The organism is Streptomyces sp. NBC_01477 (assembly GCF_036227245.1).
In the GTDB taxonomy this organism is placed as follows: Bacteria; Actinomycetota; Actinomycetes; order Streptomycetales; family Streptomycetaceae; genus Actinacidiphila.
Map to the genome: position 1 here is coordinate 2,796,868 of NZ_CP109445.1, position 15,494 is coordinate 2,812,361.

Annotated in this window: 11 protein-coding genes, 1 tRNA gene and 1 pseudogene; 4 read left to right on the forward strand and 9 right to left on the reverse strand. The window is 70.0% G+C overall.

The window, feature by feature from the left end; genetic code table 11:
• Positions 1–382 precede the first annotated feature (382 nt).
• The 5 genes from thrC to OHA86_RS11235 form a co-directional block, all read right to left on the reverse strand.
• Entirely contained in the window at positions 383–1,474 is a 1,092-nt protein-coding gene (gene thrC / locus OHA86_RS11215) for a threonine synthase (RefSeq protein ID WP_329174635.1), read from the reverse strand.
• Between the two features lie 7 nt (positions 1,475–1,481).
• Positions 1,482–2,831, reverse strand: coding sequence for a homoserine dehydrogenase (locus OHA86_RS11220; protein WP_329174636.1), 1,350 nt, complete (start codon positions 2,829–2,831; stop codon positions 1,482–1,484).
• Positions 2,832–3,078: 247 nt separating this feature from the next.
• Positions 3,079–4,470, reverse strand: a complete 1,392-nt coding sequence (gene lysA, locus OHA86_RS11225; RefSeq protein ID WP_329174637.1) for a diaminopimelate decarboxylase — start codon at positions 4,468–4,470, stop codon at positions 3,079–3,081.
• Positions 4,471–4,500: 30 nt separating this feature from the next.
• Complete coding sequence (gene nrtL / locus OHA86_RS11230; RefSeq protein WP_329174638.1) at positions 4,501–5,661, reverse strand: ArgS-related anticodon-binding protein NrtL; 1,161 nt, start codon at positions 5,659–5,661, stop codon at positions 4,501–4,503.
• Between the two features lie 74 nt (positions 5,662–5,735).
• Positions 5,736–6,167, reverse strand: coding sequence for a response regulator transcription factor (locus OHA86_RS11235; RefSeq protein ID WP_329174640.1), 432 nt, complete (start codon positions 6,165–6,167; stop codon positions 5,736–5,738).
• Between the two features lie 140 nt (positions 6,168–6,307).
• Here OHA86_RS11235 and OHA86_RS11240 point away from each other — a divergent pair.
• Positions 6,308–6,379: transfer RNA gene (locus OHA86_RS11240), tRNA-Arg, on the forward strand.
• Between the two features lie 371 nt (positions 6,380–6,750).
• Here OHA86_RS11240 and OHA86_RS11245 read toward each other — a convergent pair.
• The gene (locus OHA86_RS11245; RefSeq protein WP_329174642.1) at positions 6,751–7,932 is read right to left on the reverse strand and encodes a site-specific integrase; all 1,182 of its coding nucleotides are present in this window, start codon (positions 7,930–7,932) and stop codon (positions 6,751–6,753) included.
• 369 nt (positions 7,933–8,301) lie between these two features.
• Here OHA86_RS11245 and OHA86_RS11250 point away from each other — a divergent pair, with 369 nt between their 5' ends.
• Positions 8,302–8,628: a hypothetical protein gene (locus tag OHA86_RS11250; RefSeq protein WP_329174643.1), complete on the forward strand. Its 327-nt coding sequence runs from the start codon at positions 8,302–8,304 to the stop codon at positions 8,626–8,628.
• A gap of 10 nt (positions 8,629–8,638) precedes the next feature.
• On the forward strand, positions 8,639–9,415 hold the full coding sequence (locus tag OHA86_RS11255) for a nucleotidyl transferase AbiEii/AbiGii toxin family protein (protein WP_329174645.1): 777 nt from the start codon (positions 8,639–8,641) through the stop codon (positions 9,413–9,415).
• A gap of 380 nt (positions 9,416–9,795) precedes the next feature.
• Here the strand turns inward: OHA86_RS11255 and OHA86_RS11260 are convergent, their stop codons facing one another.
• On the reverse strand, positions 9,796–13,092 hold the full coding sequence (locus OHA86_RS11260) for a trypsin-like peptidase domain-containing protein (RefSeq protein WP_329174646.1): 3,297 nt from the start codon (positions 13,090–13,092) through the stop codon (positions 9,796–9,798).
• Positions 13,093–13,106: 14 nt separating this feature from the next.
• Positions 13,107–13,445 carry a trypco2 family protein gene (locus tag OHA86_RS11265; RefSeq protein ID WP_329174647.1) on the reverse strand — a complete coding sequence of 113 codons (339 nt, stop codon included), beginning with the start codon at positions 13,443–13,445 and terminating at the stop codon, positions 13,107–13,109.
• A 132-nt stretch (positions 13,446–13,577) separates the two neighbouring features.
• Here OHA86_RS11265 and OHA86_RS11270 point away from each other — a divergent pair.
• Positions 13,578–13,769: pseudogene (locus tag OHA86_RS11270) on the forward strand (IS5/IS1182 family transposase); the annotation flags it as partial.
• Positions 13,770–14,180: 411 nt separating this feature from the next.
• Here OHA86_RS11270 and OHA86_RS11275 read toward each other — a convergent pair.
• Positions 14,181–15,071 carry an IS5 family transposase gene (locus OHA86_RS11275; RefSeq protein WP_329182362.1) on the reverse strand — a complete coding sequence of 297 codons (891 nt, stop codon included), beginning with the start codon at positions 15,069–15,071 and terminating at the stop codon, positions 14,181–14,183.
• Positions 15,072–15,494: the final 423 nt, after the last annotated feature.

Here is a 15,494-nt window from a genome sequence, read left to right on the forward strand (position 1 = left end):
CCTTACAGGGGCGCGGGGAACTGCGCGGCCGGCCCACCACCCGTGTGCGGGTCGTCACCGGGCCGGAGGGGCAGACCGGTTCGCTCCGGACCACCGGCCGGTGGTGGGTTGCCCGCGCAGTTCCCCGCGCCCCTGGGTGGGCGCCCCCTGCCGCAGAGGAACCGCACAACCCCTCCGCCCGGGGGTGGGCGCCCCCTCCCGGAGGGAACCGCGCAACCCCCGTGCCCCCGGGTGGGCACCCCTCCCGGAGGGAACCGCGCAACCCCCCGCGCCCCTGGGTGGGCGCCCCCTGCCGGAGAGGAGCTGTGCAACCCCCGTGCCCGGGGGATGCGTACCCCCGGGCTGGGACGGCGGAGAGGGGCCGCTGAGGCGGAAGGCCAGGTCAGACGAGGCCCAGGCTCTGCGCGGCAGCGTCCGCGTCGATGGGGACCGTCAAGGGCGCGGGGGCGCCCGCGACCGCCCAGTCCGGGTCCTTGAGGCCGTTGCCGGTCACCGTGCAGACAATGCGCTGGCCGGGATCGACGCGGCCCTCTTCGAGGGCCTTGAGCAGGCCCGCGACGGACGCCGCCGAGGCGGGCTCGACGAAGACGCCCTCCTTCGCCGCCAGCAGGCGGTACGCGGACAGGATCTGGCGGTCCGTCACCGCCTCGATGACACCGCCGGACTCGTCCCGCGCCTCCTCGGCGAACTTCCAGGACGCCGGATTGCCGATCCTGATCGCCGTGGCGATCGTCTGCGGGCTGCGCACCGGCGCGCCGTTGACGATCGGCGCGGACCCGGCCGCCTGGAAGCCCCACATCCGCGGCTTGCGGGTGGACATCCCGTCCGCCGCGTATTCGCGGTAGCCCCGCCAGTACGCGGTGATGTTGCCCGCGTTGCCGACCGGCAGCAGATGGAGGTCGGGCGCGTCGCCGAGCGCGTCGACGATCTCGAAGGCCGCGGTCTTCTGCCCCTCTATCCGTACCGGATTGACGGAGTTGACCAGCGCGACGGGATATTTCTCGCTGAGCCCGCGCGCCAGGTCCAGGCAGTCGTCGAAGTTGCCGTCGACCTGGAGGATGCGGCTGCCGTGGACCAGCGCCTGGCCCATCTTGCCGAGCGCGATCTTGCCCTGCGGCACGAGCACCGCGCAGACCATGCCGGCGCGTACGGCGTAGGCCGCCGCCGAGGCGGAGGTGTTGCCGGTGGAGGCGCAGATGACGGCCTGGGCGCCGTCCTCCTTGGCCTTGGAGATGGCCATGGTCATACCGCGGTCCTTGAAGGACCCGGTCGGGTTCGCGCCCTCGACCTTGAGGTACACGTCGCAGCCGGTCAGTTCGGACAGCAGCTGGGCCGGTACCAGCGGTGTGCCACCCTCCAGCAGGGTGACCACCGGGGTGTCCGCGCCGACCGGGAGCCGGTCGCGGTACTCCTCGATGATGCCGCGCCACTGGTGGGTGCCCGACATCCGGGGCTGGTCGATGGTTGCGTTCATAGCGGGTCTACTCCCCTTCCACACGCATGATGCTGGCGACGCCGCGTACGGTGTCGAGTTTCCGCAGGCTGGAGACGGTCGCAGAAAGCGCGGCGTCCGGCGCGCGGTGGGTGACGACGACGAGGGAGGCCTCGCCGCCCTCCCGCCGTCCGGCGCCGCCCTGCTCGACGGCGGCATCGTCGCCGCTGCCTTGATTCCTGCCCTGCTGACGCACCGTGTCGATGGACACGTCGTGCTCGGCGAACACCGTGGCGACCTGTGCGAGGACGCCCGGTTTGTCCGCCACGTCGAGGCTGATGTGGTAGCGGGTGACCACATCCCCCATCGGGCTCACCGGCAGTTGCGTGTACGCGGACTCGCCGGCGCCGGTGGTCGCCGCCAGTTTGTTGCGGCAGGCGGCCACCAGGTCGCCGAGGACGGCGGAGGCGGTGGGTGCGCCGCCGGCGCCGGGACCGTAGAACATCAGTTGCCCCGCCGCTTCCGCCTCGACGAAGACGGCGTTGTAGGCCCCGCGTACGGAGGCCAGCGGGTGGCTGAGCGGGATCATCGCGGGGTGCACCCTGGCGGTGACCGAGCGGCCGTCGCGGGCGCGCTCGCAGATGGCCAGCAGTTTGACCGTACAGCCCATCTTCCGCGCCGAGGCGATGTCGGCCGCGGTGACCTCGGTCAGGCCCTCGCGGTGGACGTCGTCGATGGTGACCCGGGTGTGGAAGGCGATGCCGGCCAGGATCGCGGCCTTCGCGGCGGCGTCGAAGCCCTCGACGTCGGCGGTGGGGTCGGCCTCGGCGTAACCCAGCGCGGTGGCCTCGTCCAGCGCCTCGCTGTAGCCGGCGCCGGTGGAGTCCATCTTGTCGAGGATGAAGTTGGTGGTGCCGTTGACGATGCCGAGCACCCGGTTGACCTTGTCGCCGGCCAGCGATTCGCGCAGCGGCCTGATCAGCGGGATCGCGCCGGCGACCGCGGCCTCGTAGTAGAGGTCGACGCCGTGCTCGGCGGCCTTGGCGTGCAGGCTCGCGCCGTCGGCGGCGAGCAGCGCCTTGTTGGCCGACACCACCGAGGCACCGTGCTCGAAGGCGGTGGTGATCAGCGTGCGCACCGGTTCGATGCCGCCGATGACCTCGACGACGACGTCGATGTCGCCGCGTTTGACCAGCTCGGTGGCGTCGGTGGTGAGCAGGTCCGCGGGCACTCCCGCGCGTACCCGGTTGGGGCGGCGGACCGCGATGCCGGCCAGCTCGATCGGGGCGCCGATCCGGGCGGCGAGGTCGGCCGTCTGCGTCGTGATGATGCGCGTGACCTCGGAGCCGACCACACCGCAGCCAAGCAGCGCCACTTTCAGCGGACGCGTACGCATCATCCGACCTCGTTTCTCGTACAGCTCTCGTGTAGCTCTCGTGTCGCATGTGCACGGTTCCGGTTCCCGGTTCCGTACGGCGTGGAGGGGTCCAGTCTCACCCACCGGATGGGAGAAGCCACGCCCTGTCCGGATTGCGAGACCGGCCGGGCGGACCGTGAGATTTGCCGTCCGCCCGGCGATCTTGCCGTGTTTCGTCGCGCCCGTCGCGCACGCGCCGCAGATCCTCTTTCCCGTCCGCTCCGGCGGCTCAGCCGACGTCGAGCCGCAGCAGGTCCTCCTCCGTCTCGCGGCGGACGATCACCCGGGGCCGCCCGTCCGTGACCGCGACCACCGGCGGGCGCGGCACATGGTTGTAGTTGCTGGCCATCGAGCGGCAGTACGCGCCGGTCGCCGGCACCGCGAGCAGGTCGCCGGGCGCCAGGTCGGACGGCAGGAAGGCGTCCTTGACCACGATGTCACCGCTCTCGCAGTGCTTGCCGACCACCCGGCTGAGCATCGGCTCGGCGCCGCTGGTGCGGGAGACCAGCGCGACGGTGTACTCGGCGTCGTAGAGCGCGGTGCGGATGTTGTCCGACATCCCGCCGTCCACGCTGACGTACGTGCGCAGGCCCTCCAGCGGCTTGACCGTACCGACCTCGTAGAGCGTGAACGCGGTCGGGCCGACGATGGCCCGGCCCGGCTCGACCGACAGCCGCGGCGGGTCCAGGCGGGCCGCCTCGCACTCCCGGGTGACGATCTCGCCGAGCGACTTGGCGATCTGGTACGGCTCGGCGGGGTCGTCGTCCGCGGTGTAGGCGATGCCGAGGCCGCCGCCGAGGTCGATCTCGGGCAGCTGCACCCCGTGCTCGTCGCGGATCGCGGCCAGCAGCGACACCACCCGGCGGGCGGCCACCTCGAAGCCCGCCATGTCGAAGATCTGCGAGCCGATGTGGCTGTGGATGCCGATCAGCTCCAGGCTGTCCAGCTTGAGCACCCGGCGCACCGCCTCGGCCGCCTGCCCGCTGGCCAGTCCGAGCCCGAACTTCTGGTCCTCGTGCGCGGTCGCGATGAATTCGTGGGTGTGCGCCTCGACGCCGACCGTCACCCGGATCTGCACCGGCTGGCGCCGCCCGTGCCGCTCGGCCGCCGCCGCGACCCTGACGATCTCCTGGAAGGAGTCGAGTACGATCCGGCCGACCCCGGCCGCCACCGCCCGCTCGATCTCGGCGTTGCTCTTGTTGTTGCCGTGCATCGCGATCCGCTCGGCGGGCATGCCGGCGTCGAGCGCGACGGCCAGCTCGGCGCCCGAGCACACATCGAGGTTCAGGCCCTCCTCGTGCAGCCAGCGCACCACGGCACGGGACAGGAAGGCCTTGCCGGCGTAGAAGACGTCGGCGTCCGGCCCGAACGCCGCCCGCCACGCACGGCAGCGCGCGCGGAAGTCGGCCTCGTCGAGCACGTACGCGGGCGTACCGAATTCGGCGGCCAGATCGCGTACGTCGATGCCGCCGACCTCGACGGCGCCGTCCGCGTTGCGGGTGACGGTACGGGACCAGATGTGCGCGTCCAGCCGGTTGAGGTCGGCGGGCGGGGCGGCGTAGTGGCCCTCGGGCAGGACATCGGCGTGGCGGGGCCCTGCGGGGTGTGCGGATCGGCTCACGGGTGGCTCTCTCGTTCCGGTGCGTTCTCGTCAGAGGTGGTCGGGGGCGCTGATGCCGAGCAGGTGCAGGCCGTCGGCGAGCACGATCCCGGTCGCGTCGGCGAGGCGTACCCGGGCGGCGTGGACGGCCGAGGGTTTCTCGTCCCCCTTGGGCAGCACGGGGCACTCGTCCTGGAACCGGAAGTAGGCGTCGGCCAGCCGCTCCAGATGCCGTGCGAGCCGATCGGGCGCGCGGCGGCGGGCGGCGGTCTCGACAACCCGGGGAAAGTCGGCGATCAGCCCCAGCAGTTCCGTCTCGGCGGGGTGCCGGTACGGGTCCCGGGCCGCGGCTTCGACACGTACGCCCAGGTCGTGGGCGTTGCGCAGCAGCGCGCGGGTGCGGGCGTGGGCGTAGCGGACCCGGAAGAAGGGGTTCGCCTCGCGCTGTTCGAGCAGGGCGGGACCGAGGCGCGGGGTGTCCTCCCCGGGAGGCCGCAGCAGCGCCCAGCGGGTGGCGTCGCGCCCGAGCAGAACGCTGGCGCTGGCCTCGGGGGGGGCGGCTTCCGGGGGTGCGGTCGCCCCGGGCGGGGCGGCGGGCTCGGGCGGGGCGCCGGCCCCGGGCTCGCGGAAGGCGTCCGGGCCGAGGTGGGCGCCGGGCTCGGGCTCGCGGAAGGCGCCAGACCCTAGGTGCGCACCGGCGGCCGGCAGGGCACCGGGGGCTGCCGGCTCGGCGACGGTGAGGCTCTCCCGGCGGCCGGGGCCGGCGCCGGCCGCGCGGAGCAGCCCGTTGACGGCCTCGGCGACGAGCGTGGCGCGTACGGCGTGCGGCGGCTCGGGAACGACGGTGACGGCCTCGCCCGCGAGCCCGTCGCCGCGCCCGTAGTCCCGCCCCTGTTCCCGCACCTGCCGGACGACGTCGGCGTACGCCCGTGCGCTGAGCGTGATGTTCAGGAAGCCGGCGCCGGCGATCTCGACCTGGGCGATGCCCGGCTCCTTCGCGAGACGTACGGCGAGGATCGCGGCGACCTCGTGGGCGGTGAGCCCGGCCGGCCCGGCGAGTTGCAGGGCGACGTTGGTGGCGTAGTCCCCGCACCCGGGTCGCGGCGGCCGCTGGACCACGACCTTGTCCGGCACCGCGACCCGCAACTCGTCCGCCGCCACGGCACGCCTGACCGCGCTCAGCACGGTCCACGACAGTTCGGCGGGAGTCACGGGGAAAGCGTAGGCGAGAAGCGGTGCCCCCAGGCGACCGGGTTTTCCTGGTCGCCCCCACCCCCGGCCCGGGGTCAGGCTCCCCCGGGGGCGCCGGCGGCCTGGCCCTGCGGTTCGGGCGGCACGGGGCCGCGCCGCACCAGCCGCCGTACGGTCTCCACCAGCTCGGCGGGCTCGAACGGCTTCCCGACGTACGCGTCCACCCCGCGCGGCCCCCCGGTCCCGTCCGGCAGGGCTCCGGCGCTGACCATGACGATCCCGACGTCCCGCGTCCACGGATCGGCGTCCGCCCGCAACCGCGCCGCCGTCCGTACCCCGTCCAGCCGCGGCATCACCACATCCAGCGTCACGACATCCGGCCGCACGCTGTGCACGATCTCCAGGCACTCGGCACCATCAGCCGCGGTCACGACCTCGAAGCCCTCCAGCTCCAGGTTGACCCTGATCAACTGCCGGATCACCTTGTTGTCATCAACAACAAGCACCCGGCCGGACGCACCCGCCACACCCCGAAGCGTAGGCGGGCGGCTACTGATGCGTCCGCGTTTTGCCCATTTCTTCCACGCCAGGGGTGACCCCCGCCCCCGCGCCCCCGCCCAAACCCTGTCCGGCCCACCCTCCCCGGACTGGTAGTGTTCTTCCCGTCGCCCCCGTAGCTCAGGGGATAGAGCAACGGCCTCCGGAGCCGTGTGCGCAGGTTCGAATCCTGCCGGGGGCACTCCGGAAAAGCCCGTTGACCTGCGGAAACGCTGGTCTGACGGGCTTTTATTTTTGTCCTGAACACACGGCCGCCCAGGCCGTTGCACTTTTCGTTAGGGATTACCGGGCAGGGCTCTGACCAGGCAGTTTCGGTTGCGACGGGTTGCTGAGGCTCCTCGCCGAGGGCGATTTTCCGCGGGCTGCGGCGTATTCATGGCGCGGCGGGAGGACAGCCGGGCCGCACAGGTGGGGACGCCCAAGGTTTCGGCGAGCCGAGCGGGACGCCATTTGACGCTGCTGGATCGCCTCGAAAGCATGGCTTCGTTGCTGCGGCGATGGAGGCCGCCGGATCACGGAGTGCGACGGTCTCGGCCGCAGCGAAGGGCCGTACTACTCGTACTCACCCAAGAACTTGTCGATGCGATCGTTTGCGACCGTCTGGCGCCCGTAGAGACACTTCGCATAGGTGCGCAGCAGCGTCTCGACGGTGTTGCCGGCCCGTACGGCGACCTCGGTGGGATCCACTCCCGCGTCCAGCCACGTCGACAGCGCCGAGTGCCGCAGGTCGTAAGCGCGAGCAACAAGAGGCGATTCCACCAGATCCGGTGGGAGCGCCAGGACGCGCGCGTCCCGCAAGGTCGTGCAATAGCCGCTGGAACCCAGCACCCGCCCCCGCTCGGTGAAGAACATTCTTCCGTCGGCCGCCGTGCCGAACGTGTCGACGCTCTGCCTCCAAAACGTCACCAGTTGTGGCGGCGGTGGCACCACACGAACCGCTCCGCTCCTCCGGCTCTTCAGGCCGCGCTCGTCGTGGTTAAGGCCGCTGTCCGTGTACTTCTTGCCAGCTTGCGGACGAGTCTCGTGCAGCACGCACCGGCCCCAGCCGTGTGCCGGCAGAACACAGTCCTGGTGCTTCACGGCAACGGCTTCCTCGGGCCGCAGACCGGCGTAGTACATCCCCGCGAAGAACCCCACCAGCCGCCGCCCCCGAGCCCGCCCGTACAGCCCTACGTACGACAGGGCGTCCAGCAACGAGCGCGCCTGGCCTGGATTCACCAGAACCCGCGGATCGACCTCCTCGTCGTCCCTCGGCACCTGCCAGCGGATCTCGGGGATCAGGCCATCGCCGGCGCCGCCCCCGCCGAACGCGTAACCGACCGCATTCACCAGCGCCTTCCTACAGTGCCGTTGCGTGCTTCCCGGTACCGCAGATCCATCCGCTCGGGCGCTCAGAGACCGGACGACCCCCTTCATCACTTCCGGATCCAGAAGATCGTCCACGGGCCGCGTCGCCCGAGCCACCCAGCGCACCGCCATCCGTTCGTCGCCCGGCACCTCCCTGTCCGCCGGACGCGGCACCACAAACGCCCGAAGCCGCAGCGCCCGGCGCAACAGCTCCTCGTCGGGCCGCAGCGTCCGTCCTCTGATCATGGCCAAAGTGAGGGCGCACAGTCCGTCGTTGTCTTCACAACGTGTCTTCGCCGCGGTCTGCCGCCAGCGCACGTCCATGTACTCCAGCGCGAAGTCATACCAACTCCGACCAGCAAAAGGCGAACTGCTACGACCGGCCACGGCCGCCCCACCACCCCGGCCCGCGCCGGCTTCGCGCCTCACAGCGCTCACCAACTCAGCCGCCAGTTCATCGGCAACGCGCCTGACACTCCCCGACGTGCCTCTGCCCCGCCCCATCGCGCCCGGTCTCCCTGGACGCTTCCCCGCACTCACCTTTCTGGCACGTCCTGCCTGATTCCGCATGACGCTCGCCACATCTCTACCTGTTCAACGATCGACGCAGCGGAGGCGTGCCGCTCAGCCCGGGCCGGCACCCCCAAACGACCTGCTGGCGAAAATCCAATAGCTGACCGTTTCAGCGCAACGCCGTACAAGACCGCCTCCCGCACAGGCTCGCCCCTCCCCAGCCGCGCGGGGCATACTGCCTGTATGCAGCCAGGGGTGCGCTACGCGGACATCCGCCCGTACACGGTTCCCGAGTCGCTCAGCGAGCTGACCGGGCCGACGAGCGGGATCGTCAGCCTGCCCCTGAGCCTGGACTGGTCCCAGCAGAGCCGCTACGACCTCGCCATCGACAAGGACAGGCGTCGCCTCTACGAGACAGTCATCCGCGAAGCCATGGACGTCACTGAGCTGCGTGGATTCCTCGACGAAGGATTGCTGCTGCGTCTGTGGCCCTCGCTCTGGCTCCCCGTACGCGCGAAATCGCTGTGGCAGGAGAGATTCCCCCAGCTGAGGTCCGCTGCCGCCGCATAGTGTGATCCGCATGGACCACCTCCACGCCCGTCTGACCCGCCTCGCCCTGGCGGCCACAGCCGGGGACGGCTTCGTACTCGCCGGCGGATACGCCGTCCAGGCCCACGGCATCCTCAACCGCGTCTCCGACGACGTCGATCTCTTCACCAATCAGGGTGATCCGCAAAGATTCGACGCTGCTGTGAACGCAGTACGGGACGCCTACACGTCCGAGGGACTGACGGTCGAGGTGATGCGATCCGGAGACTCCTTCGCGCGCCTGTTGGTCACCGATGAAGACGGCCGGCAGACGAAGGTGGAAATGGGCTACGACTGGCGCGCTGAACCGCCCGTCATGATGGAATTCGGCCCCGTCCTGCACCCCGACGACGCTGTCGCCAACAAGGTCTCCGCCCTCTACTCCCGCGCGGAAGCCCGAGACTACGTCGACGTCCACGCTGCGCTCACCAGCGGACGCTACTCGGCCCAGGAACTTCTGCGCCTGGCCGAAGAGCGCGATCCGGGCTTCGACCGCCCCATGTTCGCTCAGGCGCTGCGCGCCTCAAGACGCTGGGACGACGAGGACTACATGAAGTACGGCCTCGACGCCGAAGCCGTCGCCCGCCTACGTTCCGCAATGGAGTCATGGGCCGACGAACTGGAACTCGGCGCCCGCCCGACTGACAAGCTGCGGCCGTCCCAGGACAACCAACTGGGCACCACCCCCCAGAGGCCGACCGGCAGTCCGACATCCAAGCCCCCGACACCTCCGCCATGCGACAGCCCCGGAAGCCACAGGAACCGCTGACGGCCCGCCAGAGCTTCTGGCTCAGCAGAACTGATGTGTCGATGGTCTGTGCTCTTGCAACCGCAAGTCCGTGGGCGATTCGACCTACCTCGGTCTGGTCAGTACGAAGAGCAGCTTCCCGCGCGCGACGTACTGTCCGGACCACCTTCGCCAAGCAGAGAGCAACTATCCGCCCAACAGGACGGCTGGGGTCTGGTGCACGATCGGGTGACGTCTGATCTGGGAATGTTCAATACATGCGGGACCATTCGCCCGTGGGGATGCCGAGCGCTTCGATCGCCGCGCTCAACTGGTCAGCGCTGGTGCGCGGTTCGCGGCAGCCGGCGCGGATCCGCCGACGGTCGAACGCTGCTGCAGCGCACTGGAATGGAGGAGGCGGCCTATCGAGAAGGGGGCTGAGGAGGCTCAAGGCCGAAGGACTTGACCTCGACAATCTTTTGCGCATAGCCACCCGGCGACTCGCTGTCCAGGCGCAGGTAGAGCTCCAGGGCCGCGTTGCGGGCAGACTCGAACTCCGGGAGGCAGTCGAGAGCGAGCAGGGTTCTGGCGTGCCTCAGATGGGCGTCGGCGAGCTCCTCCGGCAGCTCCAACGGTGCCAGGACGGTTACGGCTTCGGCGGCGGCGCGCTCGGCGTTCTCGAACCTGCGCGCGAGCGTCAGAAAGGTCACCTGGTTGTTCAGCGCGGTCAGCAGGCCCTGCACATTGTCCGTCGTGTCACGGAGCACGGAGCGGAAGACCTGCGCCGCCTTGTTGTTCACCCGGTAAGCCACCGCCAGGCGGGATGCGTGGGCCAGTGTCTTCGATTGCATGAGGAATGCTCCGCCGAGCAGTGGCAGGTGGTCACGGCCCCGGTCCACGACGAGCCGCCGGGCCAGGGTGACTGCCTCGTCCGCTATCTCTATCGACTCCTCGTAGGCGTCGGCGGTGGCGCTGAGTTCCGCCACGTCCAGGAGGCTCCGCACGTAGTCCCACCGTCGTGAGTCCGGATCGGAGGGGTTCAGCTGCTGTTGGACGGACACAACCTCCCGGAGTGTCTCCCGCACGCTGGTGAAGTCGCCGAGATCGAGCAGGACCTCCGCGAGGTGGCTCAACGTGGACCCGAGTTCGGTGAGATAGGCGTCCGGACTGTCCTCGGCCGCCGTCCGGCGGACGTGCAGGGACTCTCGGGCCGCTTTCAGCGCCTCGTCCAGGTGCCCTGCTTGGTAGTGGTGGCGTGACAGCGTGTTCAAGGACCGGGCGAGATCGGGGCGTGCTTCGGCGTTGCGGGAGGCCAGTTCACGGCGCATGTCGACGGAGGCCTGGGCCTTGTCCAGTGCCTCGTCGAGGCGGCCGGTGGCGGCAAGGCCGTAGGAGAGGTTGTTCAGCAGCCCGGCCAGAGCGGTCGTACTCTCGTAGTTGGGGTTCGTCGCCCGCCAGCCGGAAAGCTCCGCTAGGGCCTTCTCGCCCTCTACGACGGACTCTTCGGCGCGTTCGAGCGCGTAAAGCGCTTGAGTCCTTCGGTCCAGCAGCACTCCCTTGAGCAGAGCCGGGGCGGTGGGCAGAGTGTCGAGGAGAGCTAGCGCCGATGCTGCGGTGCCCAGTCCCTCCTCGCGGCATTTGACGGCCAGGAGCCTCGTTGTGAGGTTGAGCAGGGCGCCCGCGCGCTCCACCGGGTCACTGGCCGAGCGTTCTTCGGTGATCTCCGCCAATCGGCGCGTCAGCCGTACGCTCCAGTCGGCCAGCGCCTGGGTCAGCACAGGTGTCCGTCGCGCGAGTTCCTGCAACTGCTCGGGTGGCAGCAGCTCCTCTGCCAGGATCACGTCCAATGCGTTGATCAGCAGCGCCGGTTCCGCGCTGCGCATCGCCGCTCCCACCAGACGGGGCGCCAACATCCCCGGGGCGGCCCGTACGGCCCTCCGAAGGACGTCTGGCAGCCTGTCCGTCCACGCTGCAGCCCTGCTCAGCACCACCAGGGTGTTGACCATCTCCCCGTTGCCCAGCTCTTTGACGAGTCGCAGGAAGATCTCGGGCTCCTCCACGACCCGGGTGCCCACTAGATACTCACCCAGAGGATCGGGCTCCAGAGTGCCCCACTGCCAGGCCTCGCCGTCGGTGGATTCGGGGCGGGGATACAGGTCACGCAGCCAGTCGGCGACCGCGTGGCGGACGGCCTCCGGCTGGTCGCCAAGGCGCGGCACGCGCCTGAGGATCGTGTGAGCGCGATCGTGGCCAACGGGCCCCACCAGCGTGGCGGTGACGACAGCATTGCGCAGGACAGCATCCCCCAAGCTGTCGAGGGGTGCCTTCCGGGAGGTCTTCCACCAGTACGCGGCCTCGTGCCGGAGCAGGGTGTCCTGGGCGTCACGTACGGTGGTCGCCGCATCGGGCGCGAGAAGGCCCGCGAGAGCCGCCATATGGATCTCCAGCACGGTCCTCGGCAGACGGCGCAGCACCGTGTCCGCGGAGCGGGCGCGGTGTGTAGGGAGGCCGAGCGCGGCGACCCCGCGGGCGAGGTCGATCGCCGCCGTGCGGAACGCCTCGCGCGCGTCCATGCCTAGCGACTCGGTGCCCGTGATTGACCAACGCCGCGCGCGCTCGGCGAGATCGGCCGCCTCGGGACTACTCTCGCGCACTTCCTCCCACCAGCGGCCCGCCGCGCGGGCGATGAGCAGCACCCGGAAGGGGATCCCGCGCGGGCGGCGGACCAACTCGTCCAGCAGCGAGCGAACTTGCTCGACGCGGCTCTCCGCGTATTCGACGACGAGCAGGACTGGAGCGGTGGTCCGGGCGAGCATGCGGTGATGGCGCACGTTCTCGTGGCGGGTCAGATACACGATCGCGTACCTTGCCTCAGTGAGCCGGTGCCCCAGTTCACGGGCGATCCTGGACTTCCCGGCCCCGCCAGCCCCGGTGAGCAGGGCCAGCGATACGTCGTCGCCCTCAGTACTCCACGCGGCCATCTCGGCGAGCAGCTCGCGGCGCCCGGAGAACCGCACGGTCTCGGCACGGGGGTGGAGCAGCGAGGCCACGGACCGGGGCACCAACGGAGCCGCCGCCTCCGCGCCATCGGCGAACTCGGCCGGTTCCAGCTGTACGCCCCGTTCGGTGTGCCGGCGGATCAGCTCCCGGAAACTAGCGTCGGCCAGCAGGGCGTACGCGGGGACGGCCTCCAGCCTGCTGTGCGGCCAGCCCGGAAGGTCCGCCACAGCGACGCCGACGAGGACGCCGTGGCACCAGACGGCCCCGCCGGACATACCGGCCCAGGGTGACCCGTCCGCCGGGCCGAGCGGCGGGTTCCCGGTCATGTCCAGCACGTAACGGTCGGTCTCCACCGCCTCCAGCGGGTCCGCCGAGCCCCGGAACACCCCGGATCCGACCCGCCCTTCGCGGCCGGCGAGCGCGGAGAACCCCAGGACGGTGACCTCGGATGGGTCCGACGTGACGAGCGTGCCCCAGCGCACGGGGTCCGGATCCGGCACGAGGTCGTCGTCGGCCAGCAGCAGGGCCGCGTCATATGGTGCGTCGGAACGGGCCCAGACAACTTCGCAGCGGACAGGGGCGCCACCGGGGGTGCGGACGGCCGCGTGGTCCAAGGCACCCAGGACGTGCCCGGCGGTGAGGACGAGGCGTGGGCCCAGTACATAGCCGGAGCCCTGTCCCGCGGCCTCCACCAAGGCGACCCGCCGCCGCTCCTCCATCGTGGCCCCGGCGCTCAGCGCCCGAAGGCGGAGTCCAACTCGCCGACCTCGGGTGGGTTGCTGTTGCTTATCAGGAGCGGGCTGCCGGAGGCGCTCTTCGGGGTGAGGACGAACTTCACGCGGTGGGTGTCCTGTTTACCCACCTTGCCTGTGACGTCAGCCGACACCAAGGCGCTGAAGATCCGGCTGACACCGACCTTCGCCGTGGCCTCCTTCGTCAGCGTGAAGGCGAACTCCAACTCGATCGGCCCCACCTCGAACTGGACAGCGCTCGACGCACCCGTCGCCGCCGCACTCAACAACTCGTCCCGCAAGGCCTGGACCGCCTCGCCCACCCCGATGTCGTCCGCCACGACCGCCCCCCACTCCTACCGGAGCTCTCCCCGCACCGGTACACCGCTGGACACTGTACGACCACAGGGTGGCTCTTTGGTCGGCTTAGCAGAGAATCAGGCGTGCCTGTCCGATTAGTGATCGCTGATGCGATGCGGGGCCGGATCGAGCCGCTGGTACCAGCCGATCCGGATCGCGGACGGCGGTGGGCCGACCGCCGCCGCACACTCGAGGCCATTGCGTGGAAGTACCGGCTCGTTCAGACCGCTCACAAACAGCTGATCAAATGGGCCGTCGCTGGCACCTGGGAGCAGGCCCTCGCCGCCGTCCTCGCCCGCATGGACCACGGCAACACATGGAATGCTCTCAAGGGTGGCCTGCGTCCCGCGGACACTGGAGCGGAGAACAGAAACGGTACAAATGCGGACAGTCGCGGGCTGTGGGCCATCTCCGGGCCGAGAGAGCCGACGGAGCGTCAGGTATGGCGCTGACCTGCGAAGACTTTTGCAATGGTCGCGGCCTCCGGAGCCGTGTGCGCAGGTTCGAATCCTGCCGGGGGCACACTGTGTAAGTGTGTCAAGACCCCGCCACCAGCCACGCCGCTGAGTGCGGGGTCTTCGTCTGTGCGCAGCCGGATGCGGCTCGCAGCAGCCGTTTGCCAGTGATCACGTGATGACAGCGTAATGATCTTGAGCGCATCTCCAGGGTTCGATTCGGCAGGTCACGGCATATCTGAGAGCGCGTTTGAGATCGGCTCAGGGAGCTGGTCGTAGGGGTTTGGGGCCGGGGCGGGTGGCGGGTCGTCCGCGGGTGAGGCGGCGGAGTATCACGTCGGTCATGGCCCAGCGGATCATGGTTTCTGCGTGGGCGGGTTTGCGCTCGTAGTCGCAGGCCAGGCGGCGGCGCATGGTGATCCAGGCGAAGGTCCGCTCGACCGCCCACCGCTTGGGCTGGACCTGGAAGCCGCGCTGTCCGGGCTGTTTGCGGACAATGTCCACCTCGCGGCGCAAGGTGTCGGCTGCCCAGGTGACGAGGCGGCCGGCGAAGCCCTGGTCCGCCCAGAACTTCAGCACGGTGGGGTGGTCCAGGCGGGTCCACAGCAGCGGTCGTTTCCCGCCGTCGCGGTCCTGGACACTCGCGGCGACGACATGGACGGCCAGGAGCAGGCCGAGGGTGTCGGTGACGATGAACCGTTTGCGGCCCCTGGTCTTCTTGCCCGCATCGAAGCCGCTGGTCGAGGCGGGAACGCTGTCGGCGGCCCTCACCGACTGCGAGTCGATCAGTGCCGCCGTTGGCTCCGGTGCCCGGCCCTCGGCCAGGCGAACCTTCACCCGCAGCGCATCGTGGATCCTCTCCACCGTGCCGTCGTCGTGCCACCAGGTGAAGTACCAGTACACAGTCGGCCACGGCGGGAAGTCGTTGGGCAGGTAACGCCACTGGCAGCCCGTCCGGGCTATGTACAAGATCGCGTCCACGATCTGCCGACGCGGGTGCTTCTCCCGCCGCCCGCCCCTCGAACCCGTACGCGGCGAAGGCAGCAACGGCTCGACCAGGGCCCACTGTTCATCGGTCAGATCGGACGGATAACCCCGCCTCGCACCACTCACACCCAGCCCAACGATCCACCCGAACAGCCGACACGCCAGATCTCAAACGCGCTCTGAGGTCCGGCTGCCCAAGCGGCCGGGGCACCCCACAGCACGACCTGAGGCCGTAAGCATCATCTGCGTTCGCCTTACGCAGCAACTGACAGCCCGGTATAAACCATTCATGCCACGAAGACCCGGGCGCCCACTCCGTCGGCGTCCCTATCGCCCGCAGAAGCAAGCAACTTCCGGCAGACGCTGTGGACGGCCGACAGCCAAAGGCGCAGCGTGCAAATTGCAGTCGACGGAGTATGGCGCCTGCCGACACCACACGACCGCAGCAGACCGCAGCAGGGTCATCGAGCAGAAGCAGAGACAGTGGGCTGCCATGCGGCAACACCAAGATCAACTCGCCAAGCGGACACGCTGGGGGATGGCAGCCGCCTTGGTTGTCGTACTTGCGGTCATCGCCTTGGAGGCGTG